Source organism: Flagellimonas pacifica, from assembly GCF_900215465.1.
Classification (GTDB): domain Bacteria; phylum Bacteroidota; class Bacteroidia; order Flavobacteriales; family Flavobacteriaceae; genus Flagellimonas; species Flagellimonas pacifica.
This window is the reverse complement of sequence record NZ_OBEH01000002.1, coordinates 855,802-871,978: the sequence shown is the minus strand read 5'-3', so window position 1 is coordinate 871,978 and position 16,177 is coordinate 855,802. Positions and strand designations below refer to the sequence as shown.

At 37.2% G+C, this 16,177-nt stretch carries 14 protein-coding genes; 8 read left to right on the top strand and 6 right to left on the bottom strand.

All coding sequences use genetic code 11. The features are described 5' to 3' along the window. Positions 1 to 37: 37 nt before the first annotated feature. On the bottom strand, positions 38 to 1,087 hold the full coding sequence (locus CRO15_RS09545) for a helix-turn-helix domain-containing protein (protein WP_097045561.1): 1,050 nt from the start codon (positions 1,085 to 1,087) through the stop codon (positions 38 to 40). Positions 1,088 to 1,255: 168 nt separating this feature from the next. On the opposite strand from CRO15_RS09545, the gene lpdA reads away from it, so the two are divergent. Beyond that, positions 1,256 to 2,659, top strand: a complete 1,404-nt coding sequence (gene lpdA, locus CRO15_RS09540; protein WP_097045560.1) for a dihydrolipoyl dehydrogenase — start codon at positions 1,256 to 1,258, stop codon at positions 2,657 to 2,659. Positions 2,660 to 2,688: 29 nt separating this feature from the next. Here lpdA and CRO15_RS09535 read toward each other — a convergent pair whose 3' ends face one another. Beyond that, positions 2,689 to 3,882, bottom strand: a complete 1,194-nt coding sequence (locus CRO15_RS09535; protein WP_097045559.1) for an acyltransferase family protein — start codon at positions 3,880 to 3,882, stop codon at positions 2,689 to 2,691. A gap of 128 nt (positions 3,883 to 4,010) precedes the next feature. On the opposite strand from CRO15_RS09535, the gene CRO15_RS09530 reads away from it, so the two are divergent. From CRO15_RS09530 to CRO15_RS09510, 5 genes are all read left to right on the top strand, one after another. Beyond that, positions 4,011 to 4,544, top strand: a complete 534-nt coding sequence (locus CRO15_RS09530) for an NADPH-dependent FMN reductase (protein WP_097045558.1) — start codon at positions 4,011 to 4,013, stop codon at positions 4,542 to 4,544. A gap of 6 nt (positions 4,545 to 4,550) precedes the next feature. Next, complete coding sequence (locus tag CRO15_RS09525) at positions 4,551 to 5,852, top strand: anthranilate synthase component I family protein (RefSeq protein ID WP_097045557.1); 1,302 nt, start codon at positions 4,551 to 4,553, stop codon at positions 5,850 to 5,852. Positions 5,853 to 5,921: 69 nt separating this feature from the next. Next, a complete protein-coding gene (tilS, locus tag CRO15_RS09520; protein WP_313788464.1) occupies positions 5,922 to 7,181 on the top strand; it encodes a tRNA lysidine(34) synthetase TilS in 1,260 nt (419 codons plus the stop codon). Continuing rightward, positions 7,178 to 9,157, top strand: coding sequence for a protein-disulfide reductase DsbD family protein (locus CRO15_RS09515; protein ID WP_097045555.1), 1,980 nt, complete (start codon positions 7,178 to 7,180; stop codon positions 9,155 to 9,157). Before tilS ends, CRO15_RS09515 begins: the two co-directional genes overlap by 4 nt. A 79-nt stretch (positions 9,158 to 9,236) precedes the next feature. Continuing rightward, positions 9,237 to 11,633 carry a penicillin acylase family protein gene (locus CRO15_RS09510; protein WP_097045554.1) on the top strand — a complete coding sequence of 799 codons (2,397 nt, stop codon included), beginning with the start codon at positions 9,237 to 9,239 and terminating at the stop codon, positions 11,631 to 11,633. Positions 11,634 to 11,755: 122 nt separating this feature from the next. Here the strand turns inward: CRO15_RS09510 and CRO15_RS09505 are convergent, their stop codons facing one another. The 3 genes from CRO15_RS09505 to CRO15_RS09495 all read right to left on the bottom strand — a co-directional run bounded on the left by CRO15_RS09505 (position 11,756) and on the right by CRO15_RS09495 (position 13,404). Next, positions 11,756 to 11,938, bottom strand: a complete 183-nt coding sequence (locus tag CRO15_RS09505; protein WP_097045553.1) for a hypothetical protein — start codon at positions 11,936 to 11,938, stop codon at positions 11,756 to 11,758. 131 nt (positions 11,939 to 12,069) lie between these two features. Next, entirely contained in the window at positions 12,070 to 12,261 is a 192-nt protein-coding gene (locus CRO15_RS09500; protein WP_097045552.1) for a hypothetical protein, read from the bottom strand. A 432-nt stretch (positions 12,262 to 12,693) separates the two neighbouring features. Further along, positions 12,694 to 13,404 (bottom strand): LytR/AlgR family response regulator transcription factor, encoded by a 711-nt coding sequence (locus CRO15_RS09495; RefSeq protein WP_097045551.1) that lies wholly within the window; start codon positions 13,402 to 13,404, stop codon positions 12,694 to 12,696. A 152-nt stretch (positions 13,405 to 13,556) separates the two neighbouring features. On the opposite strand from CRO15_RS09495, the gene CRO15_RS09490 reads away from it, so the two are divergent. Next, positions 13,557 to 15,092: a YifB family Mg chelatase-like AAA ATPase gene (locus CRO15_RS09490; protein WP_097045550.1), complete on the top strand. Its 1,536-nt coding sequence runs from the start codon at positions 13,557 to 13,559 to the stop codon at positions 15,090 to 15,092. 168 nt (positions 15,093 to 15,260) lie between these two features. Further along, the gene (locus CRO15_RS09485) at positions 15,261 to 15,671 is read left to right on the top strand and encodes a hypothetical protein (protein WP_097045549.1); all 411 of its coding nucleotides are present in this window, start codon (positions 15,261 to 15,263) and stop codon (positions 15,669 to 15,671) included. Here CRO15_RS09485 and CRO15_RS09480 read toward each other — a convergent pair. After that, entirely contained in the window at positions 15,668 to 16,111 is a 444-nt protein-coding gene (locus CRO15_RS09480) for a hypothetical protein (protein ID WP_097045548.1), read from the bottom strand. The two genes, CRO15_RS09485 and CRO15_RS09480, sit on opposite strands and share 4 nt — an antisense overlap. Positions 16,112 to 16,177: the final 66 nt, after the last annotated feature.

The window sequence follows — 16,177 nt, the reverse complement described above, 5'->3', positions numbered from 1 at the left end:
TGCGATTGGCAAATTAATCTGATGGATTTATAAAATGCTATTCAACGTTATGCCTTTTTTGAAATTGGGTTGGGGTAATTCCAGTAGTTTTTTTGAACGCAATATTAAAAGAAGACAAGGTGTTGAATCCACAATCGTAGGCAATGCTTGCAATCTTTGTATGCTTATGATCAGGATGTACCAACTTCATTTTGACTTCTTCAATTCTATAGCTATTCAGAAAATCTGGAAAACTTTTACCTACAGCATTATTAAGAACATAGGAAACCATGTATGCCGGTAATTTTGCTTGTTTGGCTATCGTATCTAATGCGCAATTAGTATCTAAATAGAGCTTTTGGGCATACATAATTTCTTCTAATTTGCTTGCATAAATATTTAGCTCATGTTGGGTCAATCGTATATTTTGACTCTTCTTTGAAGCGGTATTTTTAAGAAGGGATGGGTTTTTAAACAGCAAAAACGCCATGAAGTAAACAAAGGGCAAATAGCTTATGGGGCCTAATAAATAAGGCGTTATCCCAAGAATGTAATTTGAAAAATACAAGAACTGCAATACTGCTGTACCCAATACCAAAGAAACGATCCAAATAAGGGATACGTGTTGTTTTTGCTCAGTTCTATTTTTTGGAAGTAGCCATTTGCCCAAAAGAAATAAAGAAGCCAAAGTATAACTTACCTGATGAAACAGAAGCACGGAGTAGCCACCCTTGTGCCAAAACCCATCAAGGGAAAGTGAACTAACATAAAAAAGCAAAATAATACTGGGCAAAAAATGCAAAAGATTCCAAGCGGACCATTTTCTTGTGTATATGAAATGTAACATATATAGAAACAAGGCAGGTCCAGAAATGGAATGCGCTATAAATCCCAGGTTGAGCATCCAAAGTGGCGAGGTGTCCAAATATACCCAAAGAATCGATTTGGTAAGGCGGACGGTAATAGCAAAGAAAAAAACAAAAAGTAGAAGGTTTCTATAATCCTTTTTAGGCTCAAAAAAACTGTACAAAGCCATTAAAAGACTTTGGGCGGCACCAATTCCCGCTATAAAAATTTCAATTTCCTTGTTTAGTCTCAATAAGCGCATATTTCAAATTTAATCAGAAATTGAACATCTTCAACACATGTGTACAACCGGAACTTTGGTCATCGACTCCGAGGCAGAATCAAATCCAAAAAGAAGAGGGTCTTTTAGGAGAAACATTGTTACTTTTGTTAAGATTTTCGAACTAAACAATATCGTTAACAAATAGATATGAATCAATATGATGTGGCCATAATTGGGTCAGGACCTGGAGGTTATGTAGCGGCAATTCGCTGTGCACAATTGGGAATGAAAACCGCAATCGTTGAAAAGTATAGCACTTTGGGCGGCACTTGTCTAAATGTAGGCTGTATACCTTCAAAAGCACTTTTGGATTCCTCGCACCATTATGAAGATGCCGTAAAGCATTTTGAAGAACATGGAATTGATATTCCAGGTGAGGTCAAGGTTAATATAAAGCAAATGATATCCCGTAAGCAGGGAGTTGTGGACCAGACCACTAAAGGCATCCAGTTTTTGATGGACAAAAACAAAATTGATGTATACGAAGGCTTGGGTAGTTTTAAGGATGCTACGCATATCAATGTTGATAAAGATGGAAAGGAGGAGACTATAGAAGCAAAGCACACCATTATTGCAACGGGATCAAAACCATCATCACTTCCTTTTATTAAAATAGATAAGGAACGAATCATCACTTCCACTGAGGCATTGGAGTTAAAAGAAGTTCCAAAGCATATGATTGTAATCGGAGGAGGTGTAATTGGTTTGGAATTGGGTCAGGTATACAAACGTTTAGGTGCTGAGGTCACCGTTATAGAATATATGGACAGGATCATTCCAGGTATGGATGGCGGACTTTCAAAAGAATTGACGAGATCTTTGAAAAAGCAGAAAATGAAGTTCAATCTGTCCCACAAAGTAAAGTCGGTTGAACGTGTTGGTGATGAGGTTGTTGTAAAAGCCGATGATAAAAAAGGCAAGGAAGTCACTTTTACCGGAGATTATTGCTTGGTTTCCGTTGGACGTAGACCTTATACAGATGGATTAAATGCAGAAGCAGCTGGAGTAAAATTGGACGATAGAGGTAGGGTAGAGGTCAATGACCATTTACAGACCAACGTTTCCAACATTTACGCTATTGGCGATGTAGTACGTGGTGCCATGTTGGCGCATAAAGCCGAAGAAGAAGGAACCATGGTTGCTGAGTTGTTGGCTGGACAAAAACCACACATCAATTATAATTTGATTCCTGGAGTCGTTTATACTTGGCCAGAAGTTGCCGCTGTAGGTAAAACAGAAGAAGAGCTTAAAGAGGCTGGTGTTGAATACAAAGTTGGTCAGTTTCCAATGCGTGCTTTGGGTAGGGCCCGTGCAAGCATGGATATAGATGGATTTGTAAAAATATTGGCTGATAAGGCCACGGATGAGGTTTTGGGCGTTCATATGATTGGTGCGCGTTGTGCAGATTTAATCACAGAAGGGGTTACCGCAATGGAGTTTAGGGCCTCAGCAGAGGATATTGCCCGTATGAGCCATGCCCATCCAACCTACGCCGAAGCTGTTAAAGAAGCTGCATTGGCTGCTACAGATGATAGGGCAGTGCATATTTAAGAAGTAAGTTTACAAAAAAGGGTAGGGCTCTATTTGGCAGGTTTAAAAACTCTGTCCAAAAAGAGCCTTACTTTTACCAGGATTTCTTTGAATATCTGTTTACCTGCCGAATACAATTCCATTCCTTTGTTTTTAGTGTAGTTCATGCCCAGTGAAATATTAGCTTTCACCTCGGTTTCATGTTGATGGTATTTTAGTGCTAGATACGTACAGGCAACCATGAATAATATTGCTCCTGAAATCACTATCATTGGATTCAACGAATGGTTGAAAAAGCGGTAAAGTCCCAAACCGGTAAAACTTCCATACAAAATGATGAAGTGGATGACATATATGGAAAGTGTGCTTGCACCAATTTTCAGCACCGTTTTGTTCATCATGAATTGACGTAGCAACATAAAAACTGCAAAGACCACAAAAACATCACCTAAACGTATAAATAGATAGTTGTTCATTTCAATCAGTTTGAACAACTCTATTCCGGTTAATTTGTGAAGGTATACAAACCCATCCGAAGAATATAAGATCAAGGTAAACCCAACAAAAGAAGCCAAAGTAATGGCAACGGGATACAAATACCTGTAATTCTTAAACTGGGTAAAAAGTATGGAGAAGAAACCTCCCAATGTTGCATAGCCCAACCATGGAATTATAGTGAAAACGGACCCATTTGCTTTAGTAAAGTAATTGGCAATTGCATCTGGTAAAAATGAAAAAGACCATTGTTTGTATAAAGGTTCAAACAAGAACAGCAGTATTGTAATGCTCAAAAGCAGCAATGGAAAAAGATATTTCTTTTTTTGAATGGTCAAAAGATAAACCCCGATCAAGGCCAAAATGGAGAGCCCAATGCAGTGCAATACATCAACCAAATAAAAAGAATCGTAGATATTCCCGCTTAGAAATCCAAAAAGGTTCATTCGTAATAGATACCCTATCAATAATAATTGCAGGCCTCGCTTAATACCCTTTTTTACTCTAGGATTATCAAAACCTTTTTGCGGAACGCGAATCAATAAATAGGTAAAAATAAAACCTGAAACGGTAAAAAATACAGGAGCGGTAATACCCCTGAAATAAAGCCAAATGTTGAAGACGATATTCTCCCTATCCCTAAAAATAGGATCTAACAAGCCATCTATAAAATGTCCTTGGAGCATCATTAAAATGGCCCAGGCACGCATGGCATCAATAAAGAATAATCTGTTGGTCTTGGTTTCCATTTGCAAATAATTATCCTATATACTTGCCTTACAACAAGTTTGGATGTTTTGCAGGGCAAAATTAGACAAAATACTCGCATGTATTACGCAATTGAGGTATTTTAGCCAAACAATCATTTTTTTACGATATGGCAACAATTTTAGCATTTGCGGGAAGCAACTCATCAACTTCTATTAATTATAAGTTGGTTAAATACACAACATCACTGGCGGAAGAGCATGAAATTAGATTGCTCAACATGGCCGGATACCCTTTTCCCATGTTCAGTGAGGATGAAGAAAGAGAGAAAGGATATTCCAATTCTTTGATTGAATTAAAGGATGATATAGGAAAAGTTGAGGCCGTAGTACTTTCTGTAAGCGAACATAATGGAAACCCATCTGCTTACTTTAAAAATGTGTTGGATTGGTTGTCTAGAATTGAACGAAAGTTTTTGGAAGATAAAAAAGTGTTGTTGATGTCTACTTCCCCTGGAAAAAGAGGAGGAATTGGCGCATTGGAGGTTGTGAAGAACATGTTGCCAAGATTTGGTGCAGAGATTGTTTCCGAGTTCTCTTTACCGTCGTTCCATGACAATTTTGATGAAAAAGGTATAACTGATGCTTCATTGAACCAACAACATCAAGAGGCTTTGGACACCTTTTTACAATCATTAAAGTAATAGCTATTGCGCAAGCACCAATCTTTTGTTGTACAATCTATCCAAAAGTTCAAAAAAGCTTTGTTGGAGTGGTCAAAACCAAACCACAAAATTGTTTGGTTAGACAGTAATGGGCATGTTGACTTGTATGGTTCCTTTGATGCAATTTTAGCAATATCCGGACAGACCGATAAGTCCAGTTTTAGAGCCCAAAACATCGACGAATTGGATTTTTTTATCGATAAAAAACAAGATTGGCTCTTTGGATACCTTAGTTATGATTTGAAAAATGAATTGGAAAATTTGAATTCCAACAATTATGATGGCCTTGGTTTCCCTGAGGTTCATTTTTTTCGACCAGATAAGATAATTACCATTAAAGGTCAGGAAATCAACTTTTTATATTTGGAAGATGTTGCTCACGAGATAGAGAAAGATTTTGCCAAAATATGTAAGATTGTAGAATTAGAAGAGGAGAAATCAAAGTTACATCAATCCGTTCGTATAAAATTACGTATTCACAAAGATGCTTATTTTGAAAAAGCCAATACATTTTTGGAACATATTCACCGAGGAGATATTTATGAGGCCAATTTTTGTCAGGAGTTTTATGCTGAGGATACTGAGATAAACCCTTTGGAAACGTATAAGAATCTAAATGAAATTTCAAAACCTCCGTTTGCTACCTTTCTGAGATTGGATGATAGATATTTAATGTGTGCTTCGCCAGAACGCTATTTAAAAAAACTAGGTCAAACAGTCATTTCTCAACCAATAAAAGGTACAGCTCCCAGGGGGATAACCACTGCTGAAGATGAAGCGAACAAATTGAGATTGGAAAATGATGAAAAGGAAAGAGCAGAAAACATAATGATTACCGATTTGGTTAGGAATGATCTTTCCAAAAGCGCGCTAAAAGGAAGCGTTGAAGTTGAGGAACTGTGCGCAGTGTATACGTTTGAACAGGTTCACCAAATGATTTCGACCGTAGTTTCAAAAGTTTCAAAGGATAAAAATCCAGTAGAGATTATAAAGGAAACTTTTCCCATGGGAAGTATGACAGGCGCTCCAAAAATCTCTGCCATGAAGATTATTGAAGAACTTGAAGAAACCAAGAGAGGACTCTACAGTGGGGCAGTGGGATATTTTGACCCCTCAGGGAATTTTGATTTTAATGTGGTAATTCGCAGTATTTTGTATAACGCTACCAAAAAGTATGTTTCTTTTTCCGTGGGAGGGGCCATAACGGCAAAATCGGACCCTGAAAAAGAATACCAAGAATGTCTGCTCAAAGCAAAAGCTATGCGCAGCGTTTTGGAAGGGACCTAATGTTTATCGTTACTTTGCAACATGTTGGAACGCTTCAAAACACATATTCAAAACAACTTTTCCTTCTTAATGGGAAAGCGATTGTTGCTGGCTTGCAGCGGTGGATTGGATAGTGTTGTTCTTGCCCATTTATCAGTATGGTCTGATTTGGATGTTACATTGGCTCATTGCAACTTTAATTTAAGGGGAGAAGAAAGTGATGGGGATGAACTATTTGTCCGCAACCTTGCTGACGAACTTAAAACAGAAGTTGAAGTAAAGCCATTTAACACTCAAGAACAGGTTCAGCTTGGCAAAGGTTCTGTACAAATGGTGGCAAGGAAACTTCGCTATCATTGGTTTAATGAACTAATGGACGATAAAGGTTTTGATTATATATTGACTGCCCATCATACAGATGATAATTTGGAAACTTTTCTGATAAACCTTTCAAGAGGCACAGGACTGGATGGTCTCTCCGGAATCCCTGCTCAAAATGATAAAGTGATACGTCTACTTTTGAACTTCTCCAGAAATGAGATTCTGGACTATGCACAAAAGGAAAAAATTAAATGGCGGGATGACAGTAGTAACCAGGATAATAAATACCTCCGTAATAAAATCCGATTGGAAATTGTTCCGCAACTGAAGGAACTCCATCCTACTTTTTTGGAAAATTTCAAACAAACTCAGACATATTTACATCAAACAAGTGCAATTGTTGAACAGCATATTGAAGCGCTTAAAAAGAGCTTATTCAAGAGAGAAGGGGATAGGTTTGAGATAAATATTGAACGTTTGCGGGAATTACAACCAGTGGAAGCCTATTTGTACCAGCTTTTTAATACATATGGTTTTACTGAGTGGGGTGATGTTAAACAACTTTTAACAGCTATGAGTGGAAAGGAAGTGCATTCAAAAACACATAGGTTGTTGAAAGACAGGGAGTATTTGATTTTGTCCAAGATGGAACTTGATAATAAGGAAACCTACTTTGTTTCAGAAAAAAAATGCAATGTTGAAACCCCTGTTCCCTTGAAGATGGATGAAGTGAAAACCATAGGTGAAACGTCAAAAAACACCATCTTTTTGGATAAGGAAAAGTTAAACTATCCGTTAATATTAAGGAATTGGGAAAAAGGCGACTATTTTTATCCTTTTGGAATGCAAGGGAAGAAAAAGATTTCCAAGTTTTTCAAGGACGAAAAAATGGACGTTTTATCAAAGGAAAAACAATGGTTGTTATGTTCGGGCAACAATATTGTCTGGGTAATAGGTAAGAGATTGGATGAACGCTTTAAAGTTGATGATTCAACCAAAACCATTTTAAAAATCACACTATCTGTATGAGATATTTGTTACTACTCTTAGGAACTTTTTTGTTCACTGTGACTTTGCAAGGTCAATCTGAAAAGGACCCTGCTTTATGGAGTCATGAGGTAAAAAAAATATCAGAAATCGAGTATGAGCTTGTTTTTAAAGGAAAGATTCATGAAGGGTGGCACGTATACTCCCAATATACCGCAGAAGGAGGTTCTTTACCAAGCGAGTTTACTTTTGAAAAGGTAGGTGAAGACTATGAACTGATTGGCAAAACGGAAGAAAGTGAAACCATAAAGGAATACAGCGATATCTTTGAGGTTGAAGAGACCTTCTTTAAAAAAGAAGCAATTTTTACCCAGCGCATAAAACTGCTAAAACCTGATATCAAACAGATTTCGGTGAACCTGTTCTATCAGATTTGCAAAGAAGTGTGTATTCCAAAAGATGAGTTGTTTCAAATTTCTTTGGATGGCAATGCTTTTGTTGCATCGGAACAGAAATTGGATGAACGCAGCAAGATTTTAAGTGGGGCATTAAAACTGGATTTAAAGAACAAAGAGCTTCTAAACCAAGGGGAGTTAGAAGGTGCCAAGGACAAATCCAATCTGTGGATGATTTTTGGATTGGGATTTTTGGGAGGGTTGATTGCGCTATTGACTCCTTGTGTTTTTCCAATGATTCCCCTTACCGTATCTTTTTTTACAAAACAGTCTCAGCAAAAATCCAAAGGAATAATAAATGCCATATTGTATGGATTTTTTATTGTACTCATATACTTTTTGTTGAGTTTACCTTTCCACGTTTTTGATTCTGTTGATTCACAAATACTGAATACCATTGCAACCAATATCTGGTTGAATGTGCTGTTCTTTGTCATTTTTGTGTTTTTTGCCTTTTCCTTTTTTGGGTACTACGAGTTGACATTACCTAGCTCATGGGCTAATAAAATGGATGCCGCTTCTTCTAAAGTTGGAGGGGGACTGGGCATATTTTTTATGGCACTTACCTTAGCTATTGTTTCATTTTCATGTACAGGCCCTATTTTAGGTGGATTGTTGGGGAGCACAACCCTGGCCGAAGGTAATGTGGCCGCGAACCTCTCGGCTGGTATGGTAGGTTTTGGCTTTGCATTGGCTCTGCCTTTTGCTTTGTTTGCATTATTTCCCACTTGGTTGAACTCTTTGCCTAAATCCGGAGGTTGGATGACTACCGTAAAAGTGGTTTTGGGTTTTTTGGAATTGGCACTCGCTTTCAAATTCCTTTCCAATGCCGATTTGGTGGGCAATTGGGGTATTTTTAAAAGGGAGATTTTCTTGGGGATATGGATCATTCTTTTTGTGTTGACCACCCTTTATCTTTTTGGAGTTTTCAGATTTCCGCATGATGGGCCAAAACAGAAACCTTCTTCAACTAGAAAACTTGTTGGATTGTTAAGTGGAGCCTTTAGCATTTATCTGATTTTGGGCTTATTAAACTTTACCAGTTTGAAATTGTTAAGTGGATTTCCTCCACCGGATTTTTATAGCATAACCGAAACTGAAAGCGATTGTCCACTGGGATTGGATTGCTTTAAGGATTTTGAAGAAGGCGTTGCCTATGCGCAAGAGGTGAACAAACCCATTCTATTGGATTTTACGGGGTGGGCTTGCGTTAACTGTAGGAAAATGGAGGAAAATGTCTGGAGCGACCCAAAAATCTATGCATTACTTAAGGATGAATATGTCCTTATTTCTTTATATGTAGATGACAGAAAGGAACTTCCCGATTCTGAAAAATTCAACTTCCAATATGATTCTGGTAGAATAAAGGCTATTGAAACCATCGGACAAAAATGGGGCACTTTCCAAACTATTAACTTTAATGCCGCTTCACAACCTTATTATGTACTTCTTTCACCAAACATGGAAATTCTAAATGATGCCGTTCAATATGTAGACATCGATGTTTATGAAGAATGGCTTAAATCTGGATTGGAAGAATATCATCTTTCCATGAATAAATAGCGCTACTTTCTTCAAGTAATTTTCCTTTCTTGGAAAAATAGTTAACTTAGTTCAGCTAATTAACTTAACCAAAGACCCCGTGAAGAAGTTAAAGAAAGTACTTATAGTACTTACCGGCCTGTTGTTCATTATATGTATTGGTTCCATAATATTTTTCAATAGTCTTAAACCAGATTACGAAGGAAAAAAAATGCTGCCCAAACTAGAAAGTGAGGTCAATGTTTTTTACGATACTTATGGAGTTCCACATATTTATGCCCAGAATAAATCAGATGCTTTTCGCGCGTTAGGGTATATTCACGCCCAGGATCGTCTTTGGCAAATGGAATTGCTAAGGAGGGTTGCTACCGGAAGACTTTCAGAAGTTTTTGGAAAAGATCTGTTGGAAACCGATAAATTCTTTCTTTCACTGGGTATAGATGATTATACTTCAAAGACCATTTCCGAATTGAATATGGACAGTGAAATGGTGAAATTGTCCAATGCTTATCTGGATGGAATCAATGAATTCATAGAAAAAGGCCCAACACCCATTGAGTTCTATCTTACGGGTTTAAAAAAAGAACCCTTTTCACTTAAGGATAGTTATAATGCAATTGGTTATATGGCATTCAGTTTTGCAATGGCACATAAAACGGATCCACTCCTAACAAATATTAAGAATCAACTTGGAGAGGAATATGTAAGAGAGTTTCCCATCCATTCGGATACTTCAACAGTTTGGATTAAAAACTACAAGAATGTTGAAGCTGATTCTATTGGAACGGATATTACAGCAAGTGTCACCAAAGCGTTGGATAAACTCCCAGTCCCTCAGTTTGAAGGGAGCAACAGTTGGGTAATTGCACCCGAAAAGACAAAAAGTGGTAAGGTTATCTTGGCTAATGACCCACATATTGGGTTTGCGCAACCTTCTGTATGGTATGAAGCCCACATAAGTACTCCCAATTATGAAAAATACGGATATCATTTTGCCGGAGTTCCCTTTCCTGTTCTTGCGCACGATAGGAATTTGGCTTATGGCCTGACGATGTTTGAGAATGACGATATAGATTTTTATCTGGAAGAAACAAATCCTGCTGATAGTACAAAGTATGCCACAGAACATGGTTTTGAGGATTACGTATATGTCAACAAAGAGATTAAAGTTAAAGATGCAGAAGCCGTTTCTTTTACCTATAAAAAAACAAGACACGGTCCTGTACTCAACAATATTGCCAAACAAATTACTACCAAAGAGCCCATTGCCATGTCTTGGGTCTATACCAAACCTAAAAACGAGGTTATGGATGCTCTTTACGGAATCAGTCAAGCAAAAAACCTGAGGCAGTTTGAGCATGCTTTACCAAAGATTCACGCTCCAGGGTTAAATGTCATGTATGGTGATGCTGCTGGAAATGTTGCCTGGTGGGCAGCTGCCAAACTATATCAGATGCCAGATAGTATCTCTACCAAGTTTGTCCTTAATGGAAAAACAGGAAGAGAGGAGCCCTTACGCTATTTGGATTTTTCAGAAAACCCCAGTGCTATTAATCCTCCATGGAATTATGTGTATTCTGCAAACAACCAACCCGATTCTATTTCTGGAATGTTGTACCCAGGGTATTATTTACCTGAAAATAGGGCAAGGAGAATTGTGGGCCTGTTGGATGCCAAAAATGATTGGGACAGGGAATCTGTTTCGGAAATGATACTGGATGCCACTTCGTCCATTAATCCAGTACTAATAACAGAACTGATAAGGCTTTTGGATGTTTCTCAATTGTCAGAAGAACAATTGATTCAGATTGATGCATTAAAAAACTGGGATGGAAACTATACTTTGGATAATGTTAGTCCCACGCTTTATCACAGGTGCGAGTATTTTGTGCTCAAAAACACTTTTGAAGATGAATTGGGCAAGGAGCAATTCAACCAATTTATGGGAACACACTTGCTCAAAAGACATATTGCCTGGGGTGCTAAAATGAATGTGGGCAAATGGTGGGATAATATACTTACGAAAGATAAGATAGAAACACGAAATGAGATTGTTCTAAAATCATTTGCTGATGCATGGAACTCATTGGTCAGCGATTTTGGTAAGAATCCAAGCGAATGGACTTGGGAGAAAGTGCATACCTTGGAACATGGCCATCCCATAGGTCAAGTAGAAATGCTACGAAAGTTTTTTAATGTTGGCCCATATCCTGTGCCAGGGAGTAGGGAGGTCATCAATAATATGGCATTCCCATACGATAGTACAGGTCTTTACAAAGTAAATTCCGGACCTTCTACCAGACGCATCATAGATTTTTCAGATGTTGAGAACAGTATTAGTATTCTCCCCACTGGACAATCTGGCAATCCTTTCAGTAAACATTATGAAGACCAAGCAGAGCTTTTTGTAAATGGAAAGTTTCGTAAAATGATGATGAACAAAGAGGAAATAATGGAAAACAGTGAATCTTTGCTCATATTTAAAGCACATGATTGATATTCAGAGTTTGCTTAACCGTTGCTAAGACTAACGTAAAAGTAGAATTATTCTGATTTAATGGTATATGGAATAGTAATGACCTCAGAATAGAGGTCATTACTATTGGTTAATACTTTTTGTTAGAGATAACAAACACCATTGGAACAACCACCACCAGGAAAACCGCATACGGTTGTCCACCAAGGATGACAACAATTGGCAGAGATAAATAGTTGCTGACATTTGTCTGAACCTCCAAGAATATTTTGCTGTTCTTTTTTGTTGAGGGTTTTGATCCCATCAAGATTCATTAATTTTTTCATTTTTGACTTTTTTAGAAATATGATATAAATAACCCTGAAACTTTAAGGACACTCAAGGTTTATGTCCACATTACCAGATAGAAGTCATGCACAATTTATTTATATAGTGTAAGACAGCCTCTCAAGGGTTATTAAAATGCAGCACAGAATGGCGGCCCACCGCCAAGTATGTCGCATCTACCAACGTTGCCTGGATCACAGCCAACATAACATTTTGCTCCTTGAGGTTTTCCCGCACAGGGATTGCAACCTCCTCCATTAATTGTTTTTTGAGCTGCTTTAGAAAGCAGTTTGACTCCCGTAAGATTTGCTAATTTTTTCATAAGTAAAATAATTTAAGATAATGTATGCCTTGAACATTTATGGACACTCAAGGTTTATGTCCGATACCCGTTTTAATGTCTTTGGTCCTTCCAGTACTATATTTTCTATATCAAACCGATTGAATAGTTCAGTTACGGAATGTAGGCTAGGATAGGAAGGGAGGTTTAATGACTGTAACTCTAGTTCATAAAGGTTTACTCCATAATTAAACTTCTTCATGAATTTCTTTAATAGGAAATACCAATTCAAATCCATAAGGACCCAAGTGTTTTGTGACTATGCAAATCATTAATAAATATGAAAGGTTGGCTTGGTAGGAACTATAAATCCATTCTAAGTTAGATATTCAGTCCATAGAATACTATATGAAAATGTTGAACGGTCAAATATAATGTAGGAATAAGACTACTTTATGAATAAACGGTATAATGCTAAGATAAATGGTCAATAAGTTTCTTTAGTTTCTTTCTATTTCTACGCGAAACCATAATCTTTTCATTGGTAGATAGTAAAACAGCTTCCTTTTTATATATAGCGGTTATATGACCAATGTTTATTAAAATAGATCTGTTGATTCTAAAAAAGCCCTTATTGTGAAGCAAAGAATCATAATACTTTATTGGGTAGTTCACTAAATGTTTCTTGTCTTTCAGGTAGAAGCAGGTGTAATTGCCATCAGCCACACATTTAATGACTTCTTCTGTATTAATCGCAACGTGCGCGCTTCCTGTTGGTACAAGAAATTTTCTATCAATATTGTATGTTGATATGGGATATTCTAAATCTGGAGAAGCATTTTTTTTGCTATTAATGATTGCAAGGATTTTTTCCTGGGTAAAAGGTCTTAATAAGAATGACATTGAAAAGTTTTCAGGTGATGTTTGCATATTGCCATTGAAACCGCTGGTGAAGAAAAAATTGCAGTTCAAATGAGGTACTTTTCTCAAGATATCAAATGCATCACCGTCTTTAAGTGAAAAACACATAAATACAATATCTGGATTAAAATTTTTCAATAGAATGATTGCGCTATCTACGGTTGATGCAAACTTGATTGTATCAGGATTTCGCAAAACTTTCTTTAAGAGTTTTGTTAATCTATTTAAGAACTTAGGGTCCTTTTCAACAATTACAATCTTCATAAAGTAGGTTAATACTTACAATAATAATAAAAAATACAAATCAAAATTTAGTTTTTGGATGTTTATGAAATAATTATACTTTTGGAATCCAGTTATCGAATATTCCACTATAGTTTCTTACCTCAAAACATTTTGGATAAATCAGCTATCATATGCTTATAAAAGTTTATGGCGGTGCTGTTTTTGGGGTAGAGGCCCAAACCATTGTCGTTGAAGTTAACGTAGATAAAGGAATAGGTTATCATTTGGTTGGGTTACCGGATAATGCTATTAAAGAAAGCAATTATCGCATTGCTGCAGCACTCCAAAATAATGGCTATAAAATTCCAGGGAAGAAAATTACTATAAATATGGCCCCTGCAGACCTTCGGAAAGAAGGCTCGGCATACGATTTAACACTTGCTTTGGGGATATTGACGGCTTCAAACCAAATTAAATCTGAAAGCATTGAAGACTATATGATTATGGGCGAGCTTTCTTTGGATGGAAGCCTACAACCCATAAAAGGAGCATTGCCTATTGCCATAAAAGCTCAAGAAGAAGGTTTTAAAGGATTTATTCTACCCAACGAAAACGCAAGGGAGGCCGCAGTGGTTTCAAACCTAAAAGTTTATGGCGTGCAGAACATTGAGGAGGTCATAGACTATTTTGATAAAGGAAAGTCTTTGGAACAAACTGTGGTAAATACTAGAGAGGAATTCTATAATGAACTCAGCTTGCCGGATTTTGATTTTGCTGATGTAAAAGGTCAGGAAAGTATAAAACGTTGCATGGAGATTGCAGCTGCTGGAGGGCATAATATTATTTTGATTGGTCCACCGGGAGCTGGAAAAACGATGCTAGCCAAACGATTGCCTTCTATTTTGCCACCCATGACCTTGCATGAAGCTTTGGAAACAACTAAGATTCATAGTGTGGTAGGAACCATAAAGAATATGGGATTAATGAATCAACGTCCTTTTAGAAATCCCCACCATACCATAAGTTCTGCGGCACTTGTGGGTGGAGGAAGCTATCCCCAACCAGGTGAAATTTCCTTGGCGCACAATGGAGTACTTTTTTTAGATGAACTTCCCGAATTTGAACGTAGGGTATTGGAGGTTATGCGACAACCTATGGAAGATAGGGAAGTTACTATTGCAAGGGCCAAATTCACGGTTACCTATCCTAGTAGTTTTATGTTGGTGGCCAGCATGAACCCAAGTCCTGGAGGATATTTCAATGACCCAGATGCTCCGGTGACCTCTTCGCCAAATGAGATGCAACGTTATTTAAGCAAAATCTCTGGCCCCCTGTTGGATAGAATTGACATTCACATTGAAGTAACACCAGTGCCTTTTGAAAAACTTTCGGAGGAAAGAAAGGGGGAAAGTAGTTTAGAAATACGAAAAAGGGTTGGTGTAGCTAGGGATATCCAAACAAAAAGATTTACCGTACTTGAAAATGTGCATTATAATGCACAAATGAATACCAAACAGATAAGGGAGTTTTGTCTTCTAGATGATTTTTCAAAAGAACTGATCAAGAATGCTATGGAACGACTAAACCTATCCGCTAGAGCCTATGACAGAATTTTAAAGGTTGCCAGGACTATTGCAGATTTAGAAGCTGTGGAAAGTATATCCAGTAACCATATTTCCGAGGCCATACAATACCGGAGTCTGGATAGGGAAGGATGGTTAGGGTAATATAATGGTTCTTATAAAATACTATTTTAAGGTTTTTGTAGCTAAATTCTTAAAAACCGAATTGAATTATTATAAAAATGCAAAAATCAAGTTAAATATCTGATTAACATGTATTTAAAATAACTTTTATTTGTATTTTTGCGCCCATTTTCAGAAAAAACTTACTGTATGCAATGTGTTGAACTGAATCCTGTTGGGAATTTTGACCCATGGGAACAAGATAAGATAGATGAGTTGCTTCACCAAGAAATAACCCAATCCCTCGGAGGAAAGTTAATATTTGAAAACGAGAGTGTAAAACTCTGGGATTTATACCTTGATCCGGGGGAACGCATCCCATTCAGGCATCTTAATACTAACTACAGCTGGGTTTGCACTACAGGAGGTCTGGCCTTGACCCGTCATGGGAATGGCAAAATAAATATGATCAAGCTAGACCCGGGAGATACCGAGTATTGCGAGTTAAAAGGAAAAAACCTCACCAACGATTTAGAAAATATTGGAGAAGACCCTATTATAATCAATATACTTGAATATAAAGAGAGCCAAGTTGGCAAGCAACTTTTATTTTCAGATTAGATAGCCTTGATATTAGCTTTTAATCCAGAAATTATTCCTAATATATTTTGAACGGTATCATCCAAATAGTACTTCACAGCTAAATGAGGTATTCTTATGGTTGTAAAGCCATTTTTAAAGGAATGCATTGCTTCCTCAAGATCATTTATGGCTTGTTCATGGGTAATCATATTGTAATCTTTATCAATTTCAATATTCAGCTTTACCCTAGAGATGGCAATATCCACAGATTTTTTTCCGTCCCACCATTCCAGCATGGGATGTGCACCTGCTTCCTTTAGAGCATAGAACAGTTGCACGGCTTCTATAGGAGTATTATTGTTTAGGATAATCTTCTTAATAAGTCGGGTGTGTCGCTCGCAGAGCTCAATGCCTAAAGAATCCATAGATTCTTTGTGCTGTTTATACCCGATACTTTTATCACAGTCCTTACATGTCATAAGTAATGGTCAAGTTTGGTCAATTATACGATTTGGGACTATTATAACTACCACTTTTAAATATTC